Here is a 13040-nt window from a genome sequence, read left to right on the forward strand (position 1 = left end):
AGACGGGCCGTGTCCACTCTATCGACGAGGTTTGTACCATGACATCTAAAGTTGTCGTCACCGGCATCGGTGCGGTAACCCCCTTGGGCGCGACTGTCGATGCCACTTGGGAAGCCATTCTGGCCGGCACGTCCGGCGTCCACACGATGGACAACGATTGGTCCGAGAAGTACGGCCTCGCCGTCGACTTCGCCGCTCAGGTCGACCCACAGGTCGTCGAAGACAATCTCAAACGCGTTCAGGCCAAGCGACTCGACCCTTCGAGCCAGTTCGCGCTCATCTCCGCCCGTGAGGCCATGGCGGATGCCGGCCTCGAGGAGACCGATCCGGAACGCACCGCAGTCTCCTGGGCGACCGGCATCGGCGGAGTCTGGACCCTGCTCGACGCCTGGGACACCCTGCAGGAGGAGGGCCCGCGCCGGGTCATGCCCCTGACTGTTCCCATGCTCATGCCCAATGGACCGGCAGCGGCCATCGGCATGGAGTTCAAGGCTCGTGCCGGAGTGCAGACGCTCGTCTCGGCGTGCGCCTCGTCGACCGAGAGCCTCGGCCATGCCTACGACGTGCTGGCCTCGGGCCGCGCCGACGTCATCATCGCCGGCGGCTCCGAAGCGGCGATCCACCCGATCACCCTGGCGGCGTTCAACTCGATGCAGGCGCTGTCACGCCGTACGGACTCTCCGGAGACGGCATCGCGCCCCTATGACGTCGACCGTGACGGATTCGTCATGGGTGAGGGCGCCGGTGCGCTGATCCTCGAGACCGAGGATCATGCGAAGGCCCGTGGTGCGAAGATCTACGCCGAGGTGGCCAGCTGGGGCATCTCGAACGACGCTTACCACATCACCGGTGGTGAGCCGGAGGGCAAGCACGCCCTGGCTGCCATGCAGCAGGCCCTCGACGCAGGCGATCTGTCCGCGTCCGAAATCAAGCACGTCAACGCCCACGCCACATCGACTCCCGTCGGGGACATCCCTGAATCGCTGGCGATCAGCGAACTCCTCGGCGACAACGTCGGCGAGACACTCGTCTCGGCCACGAAGTCGATGACCGGCCACCTCCTCGGTGGCACGGGCGCTGTCGAGGCGATCCTCACGGTCAAGGCGCTGCAGACCCGCACCGCTCCCCCGACGATCAACATCGACGAGGTCGATCCGAAGGTCGTCGGCATCAACATCGTGCGGGACACTCCTGCGGAGCTTCCTTCGGGAGACATCGCGGCGATCACGAACTCGTTCGGCTTCGGCGGTCACAACGCCGTCGTCGCGTTCCGCTCCGTCTGAGCCTCTGCGCGGCCTCTTCAGAGTTCAGCACACTCTGGGTACGGCTAGTAGAGTTTCGGCACACTTCAGGGTGGAGAGCCCAGTTTCAAACTTGGGCTCTCCACCCTGAAGTGTGCCGCTTCCATTTGTGCCCCTCTTCGGCACCGCATCGATACATCGACTCGGCAGCAACATCCGTCGATCATAGGATGGGCGCGGCTTGTTTCCCGCGTGGAGACTGCGTGGCTCTCGGCACCAATACCTCCTGTGGATAGGCGAAATGGGCACACCCGAGGTAGGAAGGTGTGCCCATCAGGCATACTGGGCGCCCGAACGGTCGCGCAGTGAAGCCGTTCGGATGCGAACGAGTCTTTCTCAGCCGACCTTGGTCAGCCAGCGGACGGGCGCGCCCTCGCCGGCGTGACGGAAGGCGTCGAGTTCTTCGTCCCAGGCTTCACCGAGTGCGGTGGCCATCTCTGCGGAGAATTTCGCAGGGTCACCTGCCGCACGTTCCATGACGGAACGGATGCGGTCTTCGGGGACGAGGATGTTGCCGGCAGTGTCGGTGACAGCGTGGTAGATGCCGAGATCCGGGGTGTGGCTCCAGCGGCCGCCGTCGACACCTGCTGAGGGTTCCTCGGTGACCTCATAGCGGAGCGAGTCCCAGCCGCGCAGCGCCGACGCGATACGGGCTCCGGAGCCTGCAGGCGCACGCCAGCAGACTTCGGCACGCACGAGTCCGGGTGCCGCCGGCTGGGGTGTCCAGTCGAAGCGTGCTTGTGCACCGATCGCCCCGCCCGCGGCCCATTCGATGTGAGGGCACAGCGCACGAGGTGCTGAGTGGACGAAGAGTACGCCCTGTGTCATATCCATTTCTGCCTCCTACCTCGGATACGTCTTCCCCTACGATCCGAAAGGAGGTGCTGACCACATGATAGTCCATGTTCGGCCAGCGGCCAAGCATCAAAGACGCTGGTGATGTCGGGTGTCTGTGGTGGGCATTCAGTGAGCGTTAGGCTGGTGGCATGTCCGATGAGGCCGCAGTCGACGCCGCACAGTACGAGACCATCCGGATGTTTCCTGATTACGTGCGCACAGTGCTCTGGCTCGACCAGCCGATCCATTACGACAGAACTGGCCTGTCCTCCGAACTCGTCAAGGAGCTCGAAGTATGGGAGCAGTCGTACTACGACTCGCTGACGGATGACATCGCGTGGAAGTCGGCAGGGCACGCCCACGCGTACACGGTCGAGGGTGCGCGTCTCGCTGCTTGTGTCGCCGCCGAGGCGGGACCGCGCTTCGTCGTTGAGTTCGATTCGTACGAAGATGGTGCTGAGACCGTCTACGCGCGAACGAAGTCTCCGGCACTGAATGCCGCCGCTGAGGCGTCGTTCATTCGCCTGCAGGAGGAGTGGATCGCCGAGGATCAGAGGGTGGCCGACCTCCTTGCCGAAAGCAACGGGTCGTGGACGGCCTATGCGCCCCTGTCGGGGCGCACCTTCACACCGGACTTACGATCAGAGCACTCAGAAGAGCACAACTGACAGCGGACGTAAAAGGCCCGACTGAACTCTGTGGTGCCCCCGGCCGGACTTGAACCGGCGACCAAAGAATTATGAGTTCCCTGCTCTGACCAGCTGAGCTACGGGGGCCGACCGAGACAAGATTAGCACCAACGATGCACCCGGTCCCATTCGGACGACACAGTCTCTGCTGTCGGCCCGGCAGCCGCCTCGGCGAGGCTCAGGCGCGCTGTGCCGCCGCACCGTTGAGCGGTGCGACTCGCGTGAGGACGCTGCGGGCGGCGTCGACGCAGGTGTACCGGTCGGTGGTGATGTAGACGTCGTACTCCGTCTGGCCATCGCTGCCGGGATCGTTCCGCTTCGACGCGGCGACCATGCCCGACCAGTCGGGTCCGACTACGACGACACCATGCTCATTGCGCATCGGATCGGAGGCGTCGACGAGTCCGGTGCGCACTCCCGGGATCGGCGGTCCGTCGAACCCTCCGGAGAACATAGCGGTGAGGCCGACGGTGTCGCGGATCTTCTCATAACGGATACGGGTCGGCTCGGAGAACGCCTCGTCCTCGCCGAAGACACCCAATGCGATCGTCGCCGTACCCGACGCCAGCGCCCGTTCTTCGAGCGCAGCGATCTGAGCGATGAGCATCTCACGATTCATCACCAGCGGTTCACGACGCAGGCCCTGAGAGATCGAGTACGGAGTTCCCAACGCCGGCAGGTTGCGCGAGTAGTGCGAGACGAGAGCATCCTCTTTCGGCTCCTCGAACGGGTGCGGTTCCTGTGTCGCCTCGCCGAAGTAGGGGCCGGACATGAAGCGGGCCCCAAGCGCGCGAACCCGGTCGAGATCGTCCTCGCTCTCGACCCCCTCGGCGAGGATGACCGCTCCGGTGCGTTCGATGTGGGCGTGGAGCAGACGGTTGAGTTCGGCCAGATGCGAATCCGAATCGATGCGCAGCACGTCCGGATGAAGACCGACGACCGACGGGTTGACGAGGGGAACGAAGGAGGCGCTGCGCAGATCGGCCCCGACCGCCGACATGCCCACTCCCCAACCGAGGGTTCGGGCGGAGCGGACGGACCGCAGCACCGAAGCGGGAGAGTTCGCGACACGGTTGGCGTCGAGTTGGAGGATGACCGATCGGTCCGGTTCGCCCGTGCGGTCCTCGAGGGTGGCGAACGACTCCGCCTCGGCGTGAAGGAACAGCCGGTTCGACTTCGGCAGTCCGGCGCCTTCGGCGGTCCGCAGTGCGGTGTCGCGCAGGGAGGCGTCGATGTCACCGATCATCGACGAGGTGTGCATCGCCGATCGAAGATTCTCGGACTCCGCGCGGCCCAGCTCCGGATCGCCGATGGGAGCCTGCAGTATCTGATGTCCGACGCGATGGAAGGTGAAGGCGTCGACGACCGGAGCGAAATAGGTTTCGATCCCGCCCGAGCGCACGAGATCCTCGAGCGCCAGGTCATCTTCGGGTACAGCCTCGACCACTGTGCTTCCTTCCGTGGGCTGATGTGCGTTCACAGTCTTCCACATTCGGACACACCGGATTGTCTAAAATCTGTAACATTATTGCGCTGACAGCTGAGGGATTGTGACGACTCCGTCGGGAGCCTCAGCGCGGGGAATTCACCCGCGGCGGCGGCCGCCTCGGCGAACTTCGATGAGTCCGACTGCACCGGCGAGGGTGACGACCACGGCGATCGCAGCGAAGGCTCCGACCATTCCCATATGCCAGCTGCTCACGGCGGTGATCGAGAAGGCCAGGGCGGTCATGATCGCCAAGCCCATCGATGTGCCGATGCGCTGCCCGGTCTGGAGCACTCCGCCGGAGGAGCCCGCATACTTCAGCGGCACCTCCTGCAGCGTCAGCGTCTGATTGGGACTGATCACCATGCCCTGCGCTGTCCCGATGAACGCGAGCGTGAGCAGCATCCACCATTCGCTGCCGATCCCCTGGGACAGCAGCAGAACGACGGCGATGGTTGCGATGAGGCCGACGAGACAGGTCACGATCCCCCACACGACGAGGCGACGCCCGATCTGGAAGACGAATCGACCGGATACATCGGCGGAGACTGCGGACAGCAGCGCGGCGGGCAGTCCGATCATGCCCGCCGCCAGTGCCGAGTGCCCCAGCCCCTGCTGCATGTACATCGCCACGAGGACCCAGACGCTGGTCACTCCGAGGAAGTAGAGGGTGATGATGATCGAACCGTTGCTGAAGCTGCGGATCCGGAACAGGTCGAGGTCGACCATCGGCGGGCGGCCGAGACGCGCATATCGGCGCTCCCACCTCGTCCACACCCAGATCATTGCCGGAGGGCAAGCCACACGAACCAGCCGACCGACGATTCGACGAAGGACAGTGCATAGCCGGTGAGCACCCACTGCAGTGCCGAGGTCGACGCATGGACGTCCGAGGAGATCGACGGGAGGACGACGTTGATGCTCGAGACCGACAGCAGCGACATGAAGAGGGGAACGAGACCGATGAAGAGGATCCGCTTCTGGGTCTGCGTCATCTTCGTCTCGCTCACGCGTTCTCTCCTGTGTCACCTGGCGAGGGAACTGTCGGCGAGCGAAGCGCTCGCCGCCTGTGTGTCCGCTCGATCTCTGCCATCCTACGTCCGTGTCCGCAGTCGAACTCGTCTGTCCACCCGAGACTGGGCACCGAGTCCGCGGGCGCAGTCGCACTGAAGAGGCGGGACGTCAGGAGCCGGCCCGCTCCGTGTCCGCACTGGCCGGCACCCAGCCGAGTGCGGGTGCGACGTGTTCGGCGAAGGACTCGAGGATGTGGAGGTTGTAGTCGACTCCCAACTGACTCGGGATCGTCAGCATGAGAGTGTCGGCCGCCTCGACGGCAGCATCGGCCTTGAGCTCCTCGATCAGTTGATCGGGTTCACCGGCGTAGGTGCGCCCGAAGGTCGACCGGGTGTCGTCGATGATGCCGATCTGGTCTCCCTGTCCTCCACCCCTGCGACCGAAGTACAGGTCGTCGAGGTCGGTGGTGATCGGGAAGATGCTGCGGCTGACGGATACCCTGGGCGTCCAGTCGTGTCCGGCCTCGCCCCACGCTGTCCGGTAGCGGTCGATCTGCTCTGCCTGCAGGTCCCCGAATGCTGCCCCTGTCGCCTCGGTGAGCAGGGTGGAGCTCATGAGGTTCACGCCCTGCCGTGCCGCCCATTCGGCGGTCGACGCCGACCCTGCTCCCCACCAGATGCGACGGTCGAGGCCCGGTGAGTGCGGTTCGATCCGCAGGCTGACGCCGGGGCCGAACTGCTGCGGATCGGCAGGAGACACATGTTCACCGCGGATGGCGCGGAGGAAGAGGTCGAGCTTCTCCCTGGCCATGGTCGCCGCCTTCGGTTCGCTCGGGTCCTCATATCCGAAGGCCTCCCACCCGCGCAGAGCCGGTTCCGGTGATCCTCGGCTGATGCCCAGGGCCACGCGCTGATCGGAGAGCAGATCGAGGGCGGCAGACTCCTCGGCGAGGTAGAGGGGATTCTCGTACCGCATGTCGATCACACCGGTGCCGACCTCGATGCGCAGGGTGCGTGCGGCGATCGTTGACAGCAGCGGAATCGGCGAGGCGGCCTGCGTGGCGAAGTGGTGAACGCGGAAGTAAGCGCCGTTGACGCCGATGTCGTCGGCACCGACCGAGATCTCCACGGCGTCGCGGAGCATCTGTCCGGCGTCCAGTTCGCCTTCGGCGTCATAGTGTCCGAAGCTCAAGAATCCGAAAGACTTCATGCCGGGTCAACCGGGCGTCGAGACCGTCTATTCCCCCGGGTACGACGAAGGCCCCGTCCGATGTGGACGAGGCCTTGACTGCTCCCCCGGCTGGGCTCGAACCAGCGACCCTTCGATTAACAGTCGAATGCTCTGCCAACTGAGCTACGGAGGAATGCCGCAGTCACCTGCGGACGTGCTGTCCAGCTTAGCAAACACCTGAGCGACCAGACAAAACGGGCTCGAGTGCTTTACCTCACAGACCCGAGACACAGACCTGAGGCAAACCCCACCGGCTGCCGTCGGGTAGCCGTACAGTCAGGACAGACACAGCTGAGCTCCCTCCCCTGTGTGCAGGCAGACGGTAAACTCGAATCGGCCCCACCCCGTCTCAGCGCCCTTCGACCCGGAAGATTCACCGTGACCACAGTGGCAATCGCACTCGCCGTCCTGGCCGCAGTCGCCCTCGCCTATGGTGCCCTGTACCAGCACGACGCCGTCACCGGTCAGGACGATTCACACAACGGGCTGAGTTGGGCGCATTTCGTCGAGCTGCTGAGCAACCGGCGCTGGCTGCTCGGACTCTTCATTCTCGGCCTCGGCACGGCCGGCAACTTCGTCGCCCTCGCGCTCGCCCCGGTCATGGTCGTCCAGCCGATCGGGGCCTTCTCCCTCATCGTCTCCGTGCTCCTGGGTGTCCGTCACCGCGGCCTCCGAGTCAACCGCCGGCTCGTCCAGGCCGTCGTGTGGTGCACGATCGGGGTGACGGTCTTCGTCGCACTCTCGGCGACCATCGCCCGCTCGGAAGTCCACCTCGGCGCGGATGCGCTGCCTCTGTTCTGGATCACCGCCGTCGTCGTCGCTGGCGGCCTGATCATCATGCTCGCGTTCCGGCACGCACCGCAGCTCGTGCTCATCGTCTCGGCCGGGCTGCTCTTCGCATGCGTCGCCACGAACGCCCACCTCGTCAGCGTCCAATTCCTGCAGGCGGGTCTCGACCAGGTCACGTGGCTGAATGCGGGTGCGCTGCTGGCGGCGGTGGCGCTGGGCTCCTGGTTCGTCCAGAACGCCTACGTCGCGGGCCCACCCGAGATGGTCATCGCCGGCCTGACCGTCATCGATCCGATCGGCGCCGTCATTCTCGGCACGGTGGTGCTCGGCGAGGCGGCCGATGCCCCCGTATGGCTGATCCTCATCATCGCGCTCACAGGATTGGTCGCGTGCGCCGGAGTCGTTGTATTGTCGCGGTATCATCCCGATGTCAGAGATCGAGAAGCTCAGCGCAGGGACGCCCGCCGTTCCGACACCATGACCGACACCGAGGAGAGCTGAATCCTGTCTGCGCACCGTCCCACTCCAGCCCGCCGAATCCTCATTCCGGCCGAGACGTACGCCCCGGAAGTCAATGGTGCCGCAAAGTTCGCCGAACGCCTGGCTGCCGGGCTCGCCGCCCGCGGCAACGATGTCCACGTCGCCTGCCCCTCGGCCACTGGGAAGCCTTCGGTCAGCGTCGAGGACGGAGTGACCGTCCACCGACTCACCGCCCACCGGTGGCCGCTGCATCCGACGTGGATGATCTGCATGCCCTGGGAGACGAAGCCCGAACTCTCGAGACTGCTCGACAGCCTGCAACCGGATGTCGTGCACACGCAGGCGCACTTCGTCATCGGCCGCTACGCGTTCTCCGAATCGATCCGTCGCAGCATCCCCGTCGTGGCCACCAACCATTTCATGCCCGACAATGTGCGCCCCTATCTCAAGGCGCCGAAGGCCGTCCTCGACGGCGGCACGGCCATCGCCTGGTGGGATCTGCGCCGGAAGTTCCAATCGGCCGACTTCATCACGGTGCCCACCCAGCTCGCCGCTGACCTGCTCACGCAGAACGGGTTCTCCTCCCCCATCCGCGCGGTCTCCTGTGGGATCGATCTCGAACGCTTCGCCCATCTGCGTGAGACCGAGGCCCCCGCGCCGAGGTCGGGTCCGCCGCGGGTGCTCTTCGTCGGGCGTCTCTCCTCGGAGAAGCACGCCTCCGACATCGTCGAAGCGGTCGCGAAGACCGACCCTGCACTCGGTCTCGAAGCCGATATCGTCGGCGGTGGTGACCAGGAGACACCGCTCAAGGAGCTCGCCGCGGAGCTGGGCATCGCCGACCGCGTCCACGTCCTCGGCAAGATCAGCGATCGAGAACTCATGGACGCCTACCAGCGCTGCACATTCTTCTGCATGCCCTCGACGGCCGAACTGCAGTCGATCGCCACGCTCGAGGCGCTGGCCTCCCGCAAACCCGTCGTGCTCGCCGATGCAGTGGCCCTGCCGCACCTCGTCCGCGACGGCGTCAACGGGTATCTCTTCCCGCCTCGCGACGTCGATGCCCTCGCCGACCGGTTCGCCCGCCTGTGCACGGCCTCGGATGCCGCATACGAAGCGATGTCGAGCGCCTCGCTGGATGTCGTGGCCAAACACGATATCGAATACACGCTCGATACCTTCGAGTCGATCTATGACGAGGTCATCACCGAAGCACTGGGGTCCTCGGCGGCCTGAACTCCGTCGAAGTGCACTGACACACAATGCTCTGGGCTCAGTCCCCCGCCGGTGGAACGAAGACGGTCGGCTCCGCGTTGAGACGGTCGAAGTCGAGCTGATTGACCATGTCGTCGATGCCTGCCCAGCGCGGACCGGCGTCGTCGACACCCAGTGAACCCTGCATCCAGGCGAACACATCGGCGACGGTCCAGCCGAGGCCGCGCAGCTGCTGATAGGTCACCGCACCATCGCGTTTGGCCAATCGTCTGCCGTCGCTGTTGAGCACCAACGGCACGTGGAGCCAACCCATCGAAGCGGCCCCGAGCAGACCGGCCAGATAGGCCTGTCGCGGCGCCGAGGAGGCGAGATCGTCACCGCGGAGCACTTCGTCCACGCCGCTGGCGGAATCATCGACGACGACGGTGAGGTTGTAGGCGAAGACGCCGTCACCGCGTCGCAGCACGAGATCGTCGACGGTGGCCGTGACCTCTCCGAGCAGCTCGTCATGGATCGAATGAGCGGCGTTGTCGGTGCGCAGCCGCAGCGCCGGCTGCCTCCCCTTCTCCGCCAGTTCGCCTCGACGGGCCGCGCGTTCGGCATCGCCGAGGTTGCGGCAGGTTCCCGGATAGGCTCCGGGCGGTGTGTGCGGGGCACTCGGGGCCTGGGCGATGTCTTTGCGGGAGCAGTAGCATTCGTAGACCAGCCCGGCCGCATCGAGCCGGTCGATCGCCGCCGCATAGTGGTCCCGACGTGTCGACTGGACAAGCGGCTCTTCGTCCGGAGTGACGCCGAGCTCGGTGAACACGGCCAGTTGGGACTCGGCTGCACCTGTCTTCACGCGGTCGAGGTCTTCGATGCGCCAGAGGAAGCGCCTGCCTGTCTGTCGCGCGCGGACATAGGCCATGAGTCCGGAACGGATGTTTCCGATGTGCAGGTCGCCGCTCGGACTCGGTGCGAAGCGTCCTGCACCGAGCCTGGCATCAATGCCCGCACCGCGGCCGGCACCGGCACCGTCAGCGGCCGCCTCTGCGGTCACCGATCAGCCACGAGATCGCGGTACTGCGGGAAGCGCTCGAGGTAGTCCACGACGTAGGAGCAGGTAGCGACGATGGCTCCGCCGTCGGCACGGATGATGTCGAGGGCTTTCGTCACCAAAGTGCGCGCGAAGCCGCGTCGGGAGTAGCCCTCCGAGATGATCGTGTGCTGGAGTTCGAGTGTCCGGGGATCGATGACTCGATAACCGAGGAATCCGATGAACTCCCCTGGAGTGTCATCGGTGAACAGCTCGAATCGTTCCCGGTCGACGTTCTTGACGACTTTGACCGGTGTGGAGCTGAGTTCGGGCTGCGGCATCTGCGACTCCTTGTCACGGGCGTCGGTGACGGAGGACACCGACGGCTCTGTCTCATGAGGATCGGCCGCGCTCGACGGATATCGACCGGTGTGCACCGACCCTCTCAGTGAACGATACAGGGTGACGGCGTGCCGGGTCAGCCACTGCCCGGCTCGCCGCCACCATGGGCGCTCAGTCGACGATATTCGCGGACAGTCCCTCCGCCTCGGTGTTGGCTGTCGTCTTGCGCTGAAGCCTGGATTCGAGCCACCGGGCGAAGGCTGCGACGATCATGTTGATGATGATGAACAGGACCGCACCGACGATGAACGTCGGCAGCAGGTTGTTGTACTCGCGGCCGATGAGGTTCACCTGGTAGAGCAGATCCTGGTAGGTGACGATGAAGCCCAGTGCGGAGTCCTTGAGGAGGACGACGATCTGGGCGATGATCGTCGGCATCATCGCACGCAGAGCCTGCGGCATGAGCACGAGGCTCATCACCTGGCCGGGCCGCAGTCCGATGGCCATCGCCGCTTCCCGCTGACCGGTCGGGACGGCGAGGATGCCTGCCCTGATGATCTCCGCCAGCACCATGCCGTTGTAGAGGGTGAGACCGAAGACGACCGACCAGAACGGGCCGATGTCGTTGCCGAACATCAGGAACATCGCGAAGATGAGCAGCAGGACGGGTACGCCGCGGAAGAACTCGAGGACGATCGTGCCGGGGACGGAGATGACCTTCTTACTGGACAGGCGCAGCAGTGCGAACACGATGCCGACGACCATCGCGAGCACCGAGGCCACGACGGCGACCTTGAGGGTCGCGAGCATGCCCTGGAGCAGCACCATCTGGATCTGCGCGAACGTGAACGGGTACCACTTATCGGGTTCCAGCTGACCGGCATCGGCGAACTTCCAGATGACGAATGCCACGATCGCCAGCAGCACGAGGGCCGAGACGATGGAGAGTATGACGTTGTTCCGACGGGACTTCGGGCCGGGTTCGTCGAACAGCACTTGAGTGGGTGCGCTCATCGCATGATCACCAGCTTCTTCTCCAGGTAGTCGAAGACGCGCCCGAGCACCAGGGCCAGAATGAGATAGGCCAGAGCGGTCCCGAACAGCAGCGGGATGACGAGGTCACCGCGGACTTCGATGGCATTGCGCATCGCCGAGATCAGCTCCCGGTTGTTGAACGCCGAGGCGATCGAGGTGTTCTTGAGCATCGCGATGATCACGCTGCCCAGCGGCGGGATGACGGTGCGGAAGGCCTGCGGCAGGATCACCTGGCCCAAGGTCTGACCGAAGCTCAGTCCCACGGCACGTGCGGCTTCGGCCTGGCCGACCGGGATCGTGGCGATGCCGGACTTGAGGGTCTCCGCGACGAAGCACGCGGTGTAGGCGGTCAGCGCGATCGTCGCGTAGACGAAGGAGTTGAACGAGCTCGTCGATCCGAAGCGGATGTCGAGGAACGGCAGGCCGAAGGCGCAGAAGAACATCACCAGCGTCAGTGGAGTGTTCCGCACGATGTTGATGTAGGTCGAGGCGGCCGCCCGCAGCACCGGGGTCGGTGATACGCGCATGGCGGCGAGGATCGTTCCCAACACCATCGACCCGACGAGGGCGACGGTGAAGAGCTTGATCGTTCCCCACGCGCCGGAGAGGAACATCTGGAGAAGCTCCAGGAAATCCATGGCAGATTCCTTAATCGATGCGAGGGCGCCGGGTTCGGCGCCCTCGCATCATGTCAATCTGTGGACGAGGTCAGTAGCGGTCGACTTTGGGCATATCGACACCGTCGGTGGATCCGAGGGTGTATTCGAAGGCCTTCTTCCAGTCTCCGTTGTCCATGCCCTCCTCGAGGGCGTCGTTGACGGCGTCGCGCAGCGCGTCGTCACCCTTGGGCAGTCCGACGCCGTAGGGCTCTTCGGTGAAGGGTTTGCCGACGACTTTGAACTCACCTTCGTACTGCTTGGCATAGCCGCGCAGAATCGCATCGTCCGTGGTCACTGCGTCCACGGATCCCGACTGGAGGTCGGTCACACACTTCGAGTACGCGTCGTAGGTGACGAGTTCGGCCTTCGTGTACTTGTCTTCGATGTTCTGAGCCGGGGTCGATCCGTCGACGGAGCAGACCTTCTTGCCGTCGAGGTCGTCGGGTCCGGCGATGTCGGAGTCCTCGGCCACGAGCAGATCCTGACCGGCGACGTAGTACGGTCCGGCGAAGTCGACGACCTTCTTGCGCTCATCGTTGATCGTGTAGGTGGCCACGACCATGTCGACGTTGCCCTGCTGGAGGAAGGGCTCGCGGTTGGCCGAGACGGTCTCGGTGTACTTGATCTGATCGGGTTCGAAGCCGAGGTGCGCGGCGACCATCTTCGCGATCTCGATGTCGAAGCCCTCCGGCTCCTTGGAACCGGCCGAGACGTTGCCGAGTCCCGGCTGGTCCTTCTTCACGCCGATGGTGATCTCCCCGGCGTCCTTGGCCTTCTGCCAGGTCTTCGAATCCTTGAGGTCGACCCCGGTGGCCACGGAGTACTCCGGTGCCTCGGCCTTGTCCCCGTCTCCGGAGGATTCCGGGGTTCCGCCCTGGCCGCAGCCGCTGAGGGCCAGCATTCCGATTGCCACCGAGGCGACTGTCAGTCTGAGCTTCTTCATTGTCTCTC

14 protein-coding genes and 2 tRNA genes are annotated in these 13040 nt (G+C 64.8%); 4 read left to right on the forward strand and 12 right to left on the reverse strand.

Annotated elements, in window-relative coordinates; translation table 11 throughout:
• Positions 1-38: 38 nt before the first annotated feature.
• Positions 39-1283, forward strand: coding sequence for a beta-ketoacyl-[acyl-carrier-protein] synthase family protein (locus HK401_RS13645; RefSeq protein WP_181275230.1), 1245 nt, complete (start codon positions 39-41; stop codon positions 1281-1283).
• 354 nt (positions 1284-1637) lie between these two features.
• Here HK401_RS13645 and HK401_RS13650 read toward each other — a convergent pair whose 3' ends face one another.
• Positions 1638-2129, reverse strand: a complete 492-nt coding sequence (locus HK401_RS13650) for a DUF3145 domain-containing protein (RefSeq protein WP_166975882.1) — start codon at positions 2127-2129, stop codon at positions 1638-1640.
• A 158-nt stretch (positions 2130-2287) separates the two neighbouring features.
• On the opposite strand from HK401_RS13650, the gene HK401_RS13655 reads away from it, so the two are divergent.
• Positions 2288-2806, forward strand: a complete 519-nt coding sequence (locus HK401_RS13655; protein WP_181275231.1) for an immunity protein CdiI family protein — start codon at positions 2288-2290, stop codon at positions 2804-2806.
• 31 nt (positions 2807-2837) lie between these two features.
• On the opposite strand, the gene HK401_RS13660 is transcribed toward HK401_RS13655, so the two are convergent.
• The 6 genes from HK401_RS13660 to HK401_RS13680 all read right to left on the reverse strand — a co-directional run bounded on the left by HK401_RS13660 (position 2838) and on the right by HK401_RS13680 (position 6690).
• Positions 2838-2914, reverse strand: a tRNA-Ile gene (locus HK401_RS13660).
• Between the two features lie 91 nt (positions 2915-3005).
• Positions 3006-4274 (reverse strand): EAL domain-containing protein, encoded by a 1269-nt coding sequence (locus HK401_RS13665; protein WP_246490710.1) that lies wholly within the window; start codon positions 4272-4274, stop codon positions 3006-3008.
• Positions 4275-4412: 138 nt separating this feature from the next.
• On the reverse strand, positions 4413-5099 hold the full coding sequence (locus tag HK401_RS13670) for an MFS transporter (RefSeq protein WP_258234209.1): 687 nt from the start codon (positions 5097-5099) through the stop codon (positions 4413-4415).
• Positions 5096-5323 carry a hypothetical protein gene (locus tag HK401_RS20775; RefSeq protein WP_258234210.1) on the reverse strand — a complete coding sequence of 76 codons (228 nt, stop codon included), beginning with the start codon at positions 5321-5323 and terminating at the stop codon, positions 5096-5098. The genes HK401_RS13670 and HK401_RS20775 overlap by 4 nt, the downstream gene beginning before the upstream one ends.
• Before the next feature lie 172 nt (positions 5324-5495).
• Positions 5496-6536 carry an LLM class flavin-dependent oxidoreductase gene (locus HK401_RS13675; RefSeq protein WP_181275233.1) on the reverse strand — a complete coding sequence of 347 codons (1041 nt, stop codon included), beginning with the start codon at positions 6534-6536 and terminating at the stop codon, positions 5496-5498.
• A gap of 81 nt (positions 6537-6617) precedes the next feature.
• Positions 6618-6690 (reverse strand) — tRNA-Asn (locus tag HK401_RS13680).
• A gap of 245 nt (positions 6691-6935) precedes the next feature.
• Here HK401_RS13680 and HK401_RS13685 point away from each other — a divergent pair.
• Positions 6936-7847, forward strand: a complete 912-nt coding sequence (locus tag HK401_RS13685; protein WP_309135995.1) for a DMT family transporter — start codon at positions 6936-6938, stop codon at positions 7845-7847.
• Positions 7848-7889: 42 nt separating this feature from the next.
• On the forward strand, positions 7890-9059 hold the full coding sequence (locus HK401_RS13690) for a glycosyltransferase (RefSeq protein ID WP_309136010.1): 1170 nt from the start codon (positions 7890-7892) through the stop codon (positions 9057-9059).
• A 37-nt stretch (positions 9060-9096) separates the two neighbouring features.
• On the opposite strand, the gene gluQRS is transcribed toward HK401_RS13690, so the two are convergent.
• From gluQRS to HK401_RS13715, 5 genes are all read right to left on the reverse strand, one after another.
• Complete coding sequence (gene gluQRS, locus HK401_RS13695; protein WP_309135996.1) at positions 9097-10077, reverse strand: tRNA glutamyl-Q(34) synthetase GluQRS; 981 nt, start codon at positions 10075-10077, stop codon at positions 9097-9099.
• The gene (locus HK401_RS13700) at positions 10074-10433 is read right to left on the reverse strand and encodes a GNAT family N-acetyltransferase (RefSeq protein WP_309135997.1); all 360 of its coding nucleotides are present in this window, start codon (positions 10431-10433) and stop codon (positions 10074-10076) included. The genes gluQRS and HK401_RS13700 overlap by 4 nt, the downstream gene beginning before the upstream one ends.
• A 133-nt stretch (positions 10434-10566) precedes the next feature.
• Positions 10567-11409, reverse strand: coding sequence for an amino acid ABC transporter permease (locus tag HK401_RS13705; protein ID WP_181275234.1), 843 nt, complete (start codon positions 11407-11409; stop codon positions 10567-10569).
• The gene (locus HK401_RS13710) at positions 11406-12068 is read right to left on the reverse strand and encodes an amino acid ABC transporter permease (RefSeq protein WP_181275235.1); all 663 of its coding nucleotides are present in this window, start codon (positions 12066-12068) and stop codon (positions 11406-11408) included. The genes HK401_RS13705 and HK401_RS13710 overlap by 4 nt, the downstream gene beginning before the upstream one ends.
• A gap of 70 nt (positions 12069-12138) precedes the next feature.
• Positions 12139-13032 (reverse strand): glutamate ABC transporter substrate-binding protein, encoded by an 894-nt coding sequence (locus HK401_RS13715; RefSeq protein ID WP_181275236.1) that lies wholly within the window; start codon positions 13030-13032, stop codon positions 12139-12141.
• Positions 13033-13040: the final 8 nt, after the last annotated feature.

The organism is Brevibacterium oceani (assembly GCF_013623835.1).
Lineage (GTDB): Bacteria > Actinomycetota > Actinomycetes > Actinomycetales > Brevibacteriaceae > Brevibacterium > Brevibacterium oceani.

Coding starts and splice junctions, on each gene's coding strand:
- HK401_RS13645 (WP_181275230.1), top strand. CDS start 39: ATGACATCTAAAGTTGTCGTCACCGGCATCGGTGCGGTAACCCCCTTG.
- HK401_RS13650 (WP_166975882.1), bottom strand. CDS start 2,129: ATGACACAGGGCGTACTCTTCGTCCACTCAGCACCTCGTGCGCTGTGC.
- HK401_RS13655 (WP_181275231.1), top strand. CDS start 2,288: ATGTCCGATGAGGCCGCAGTCGACGCCGCACAGTACGAGACCATCCGG.
- HK401_RS13670 (WP_258234209.1), bottom strand. CDS start 5,099: ATGATCTGGGTGTGGACGAGGTGGGAGCGCCGATATGCGCGTCTCGGC.
- HK401_RS13675 (WP_181275233.1), bottom strand. CDS start 6,536: ATGAAGTCTTTCGGATTCTTGAGCTTCGGACACTATGACGCCGAAGGC.
- HK401_RS13705 (WP_181275234.1), bottom strand. CDS start 11,409: ATGAGCGCACCCACTCAAGTGCTGTTCGACGAACCCGGCCCGAAGTCC.
- HK401_RS13710 (WP_181275235.1), bottom strand. CDS start 12,068: ATGGATTTCCTGGAGCTTCTCCAGATGTTCCTCTCCGGCGCGTGGGGA.
- HK401_RS13715 (WP_181275236.1), bottom strand. CDS start 13,032: ATGAAGAAGCTCAGACTGACAGTCGCCTCGGTGGCAATCGGAATGCTG.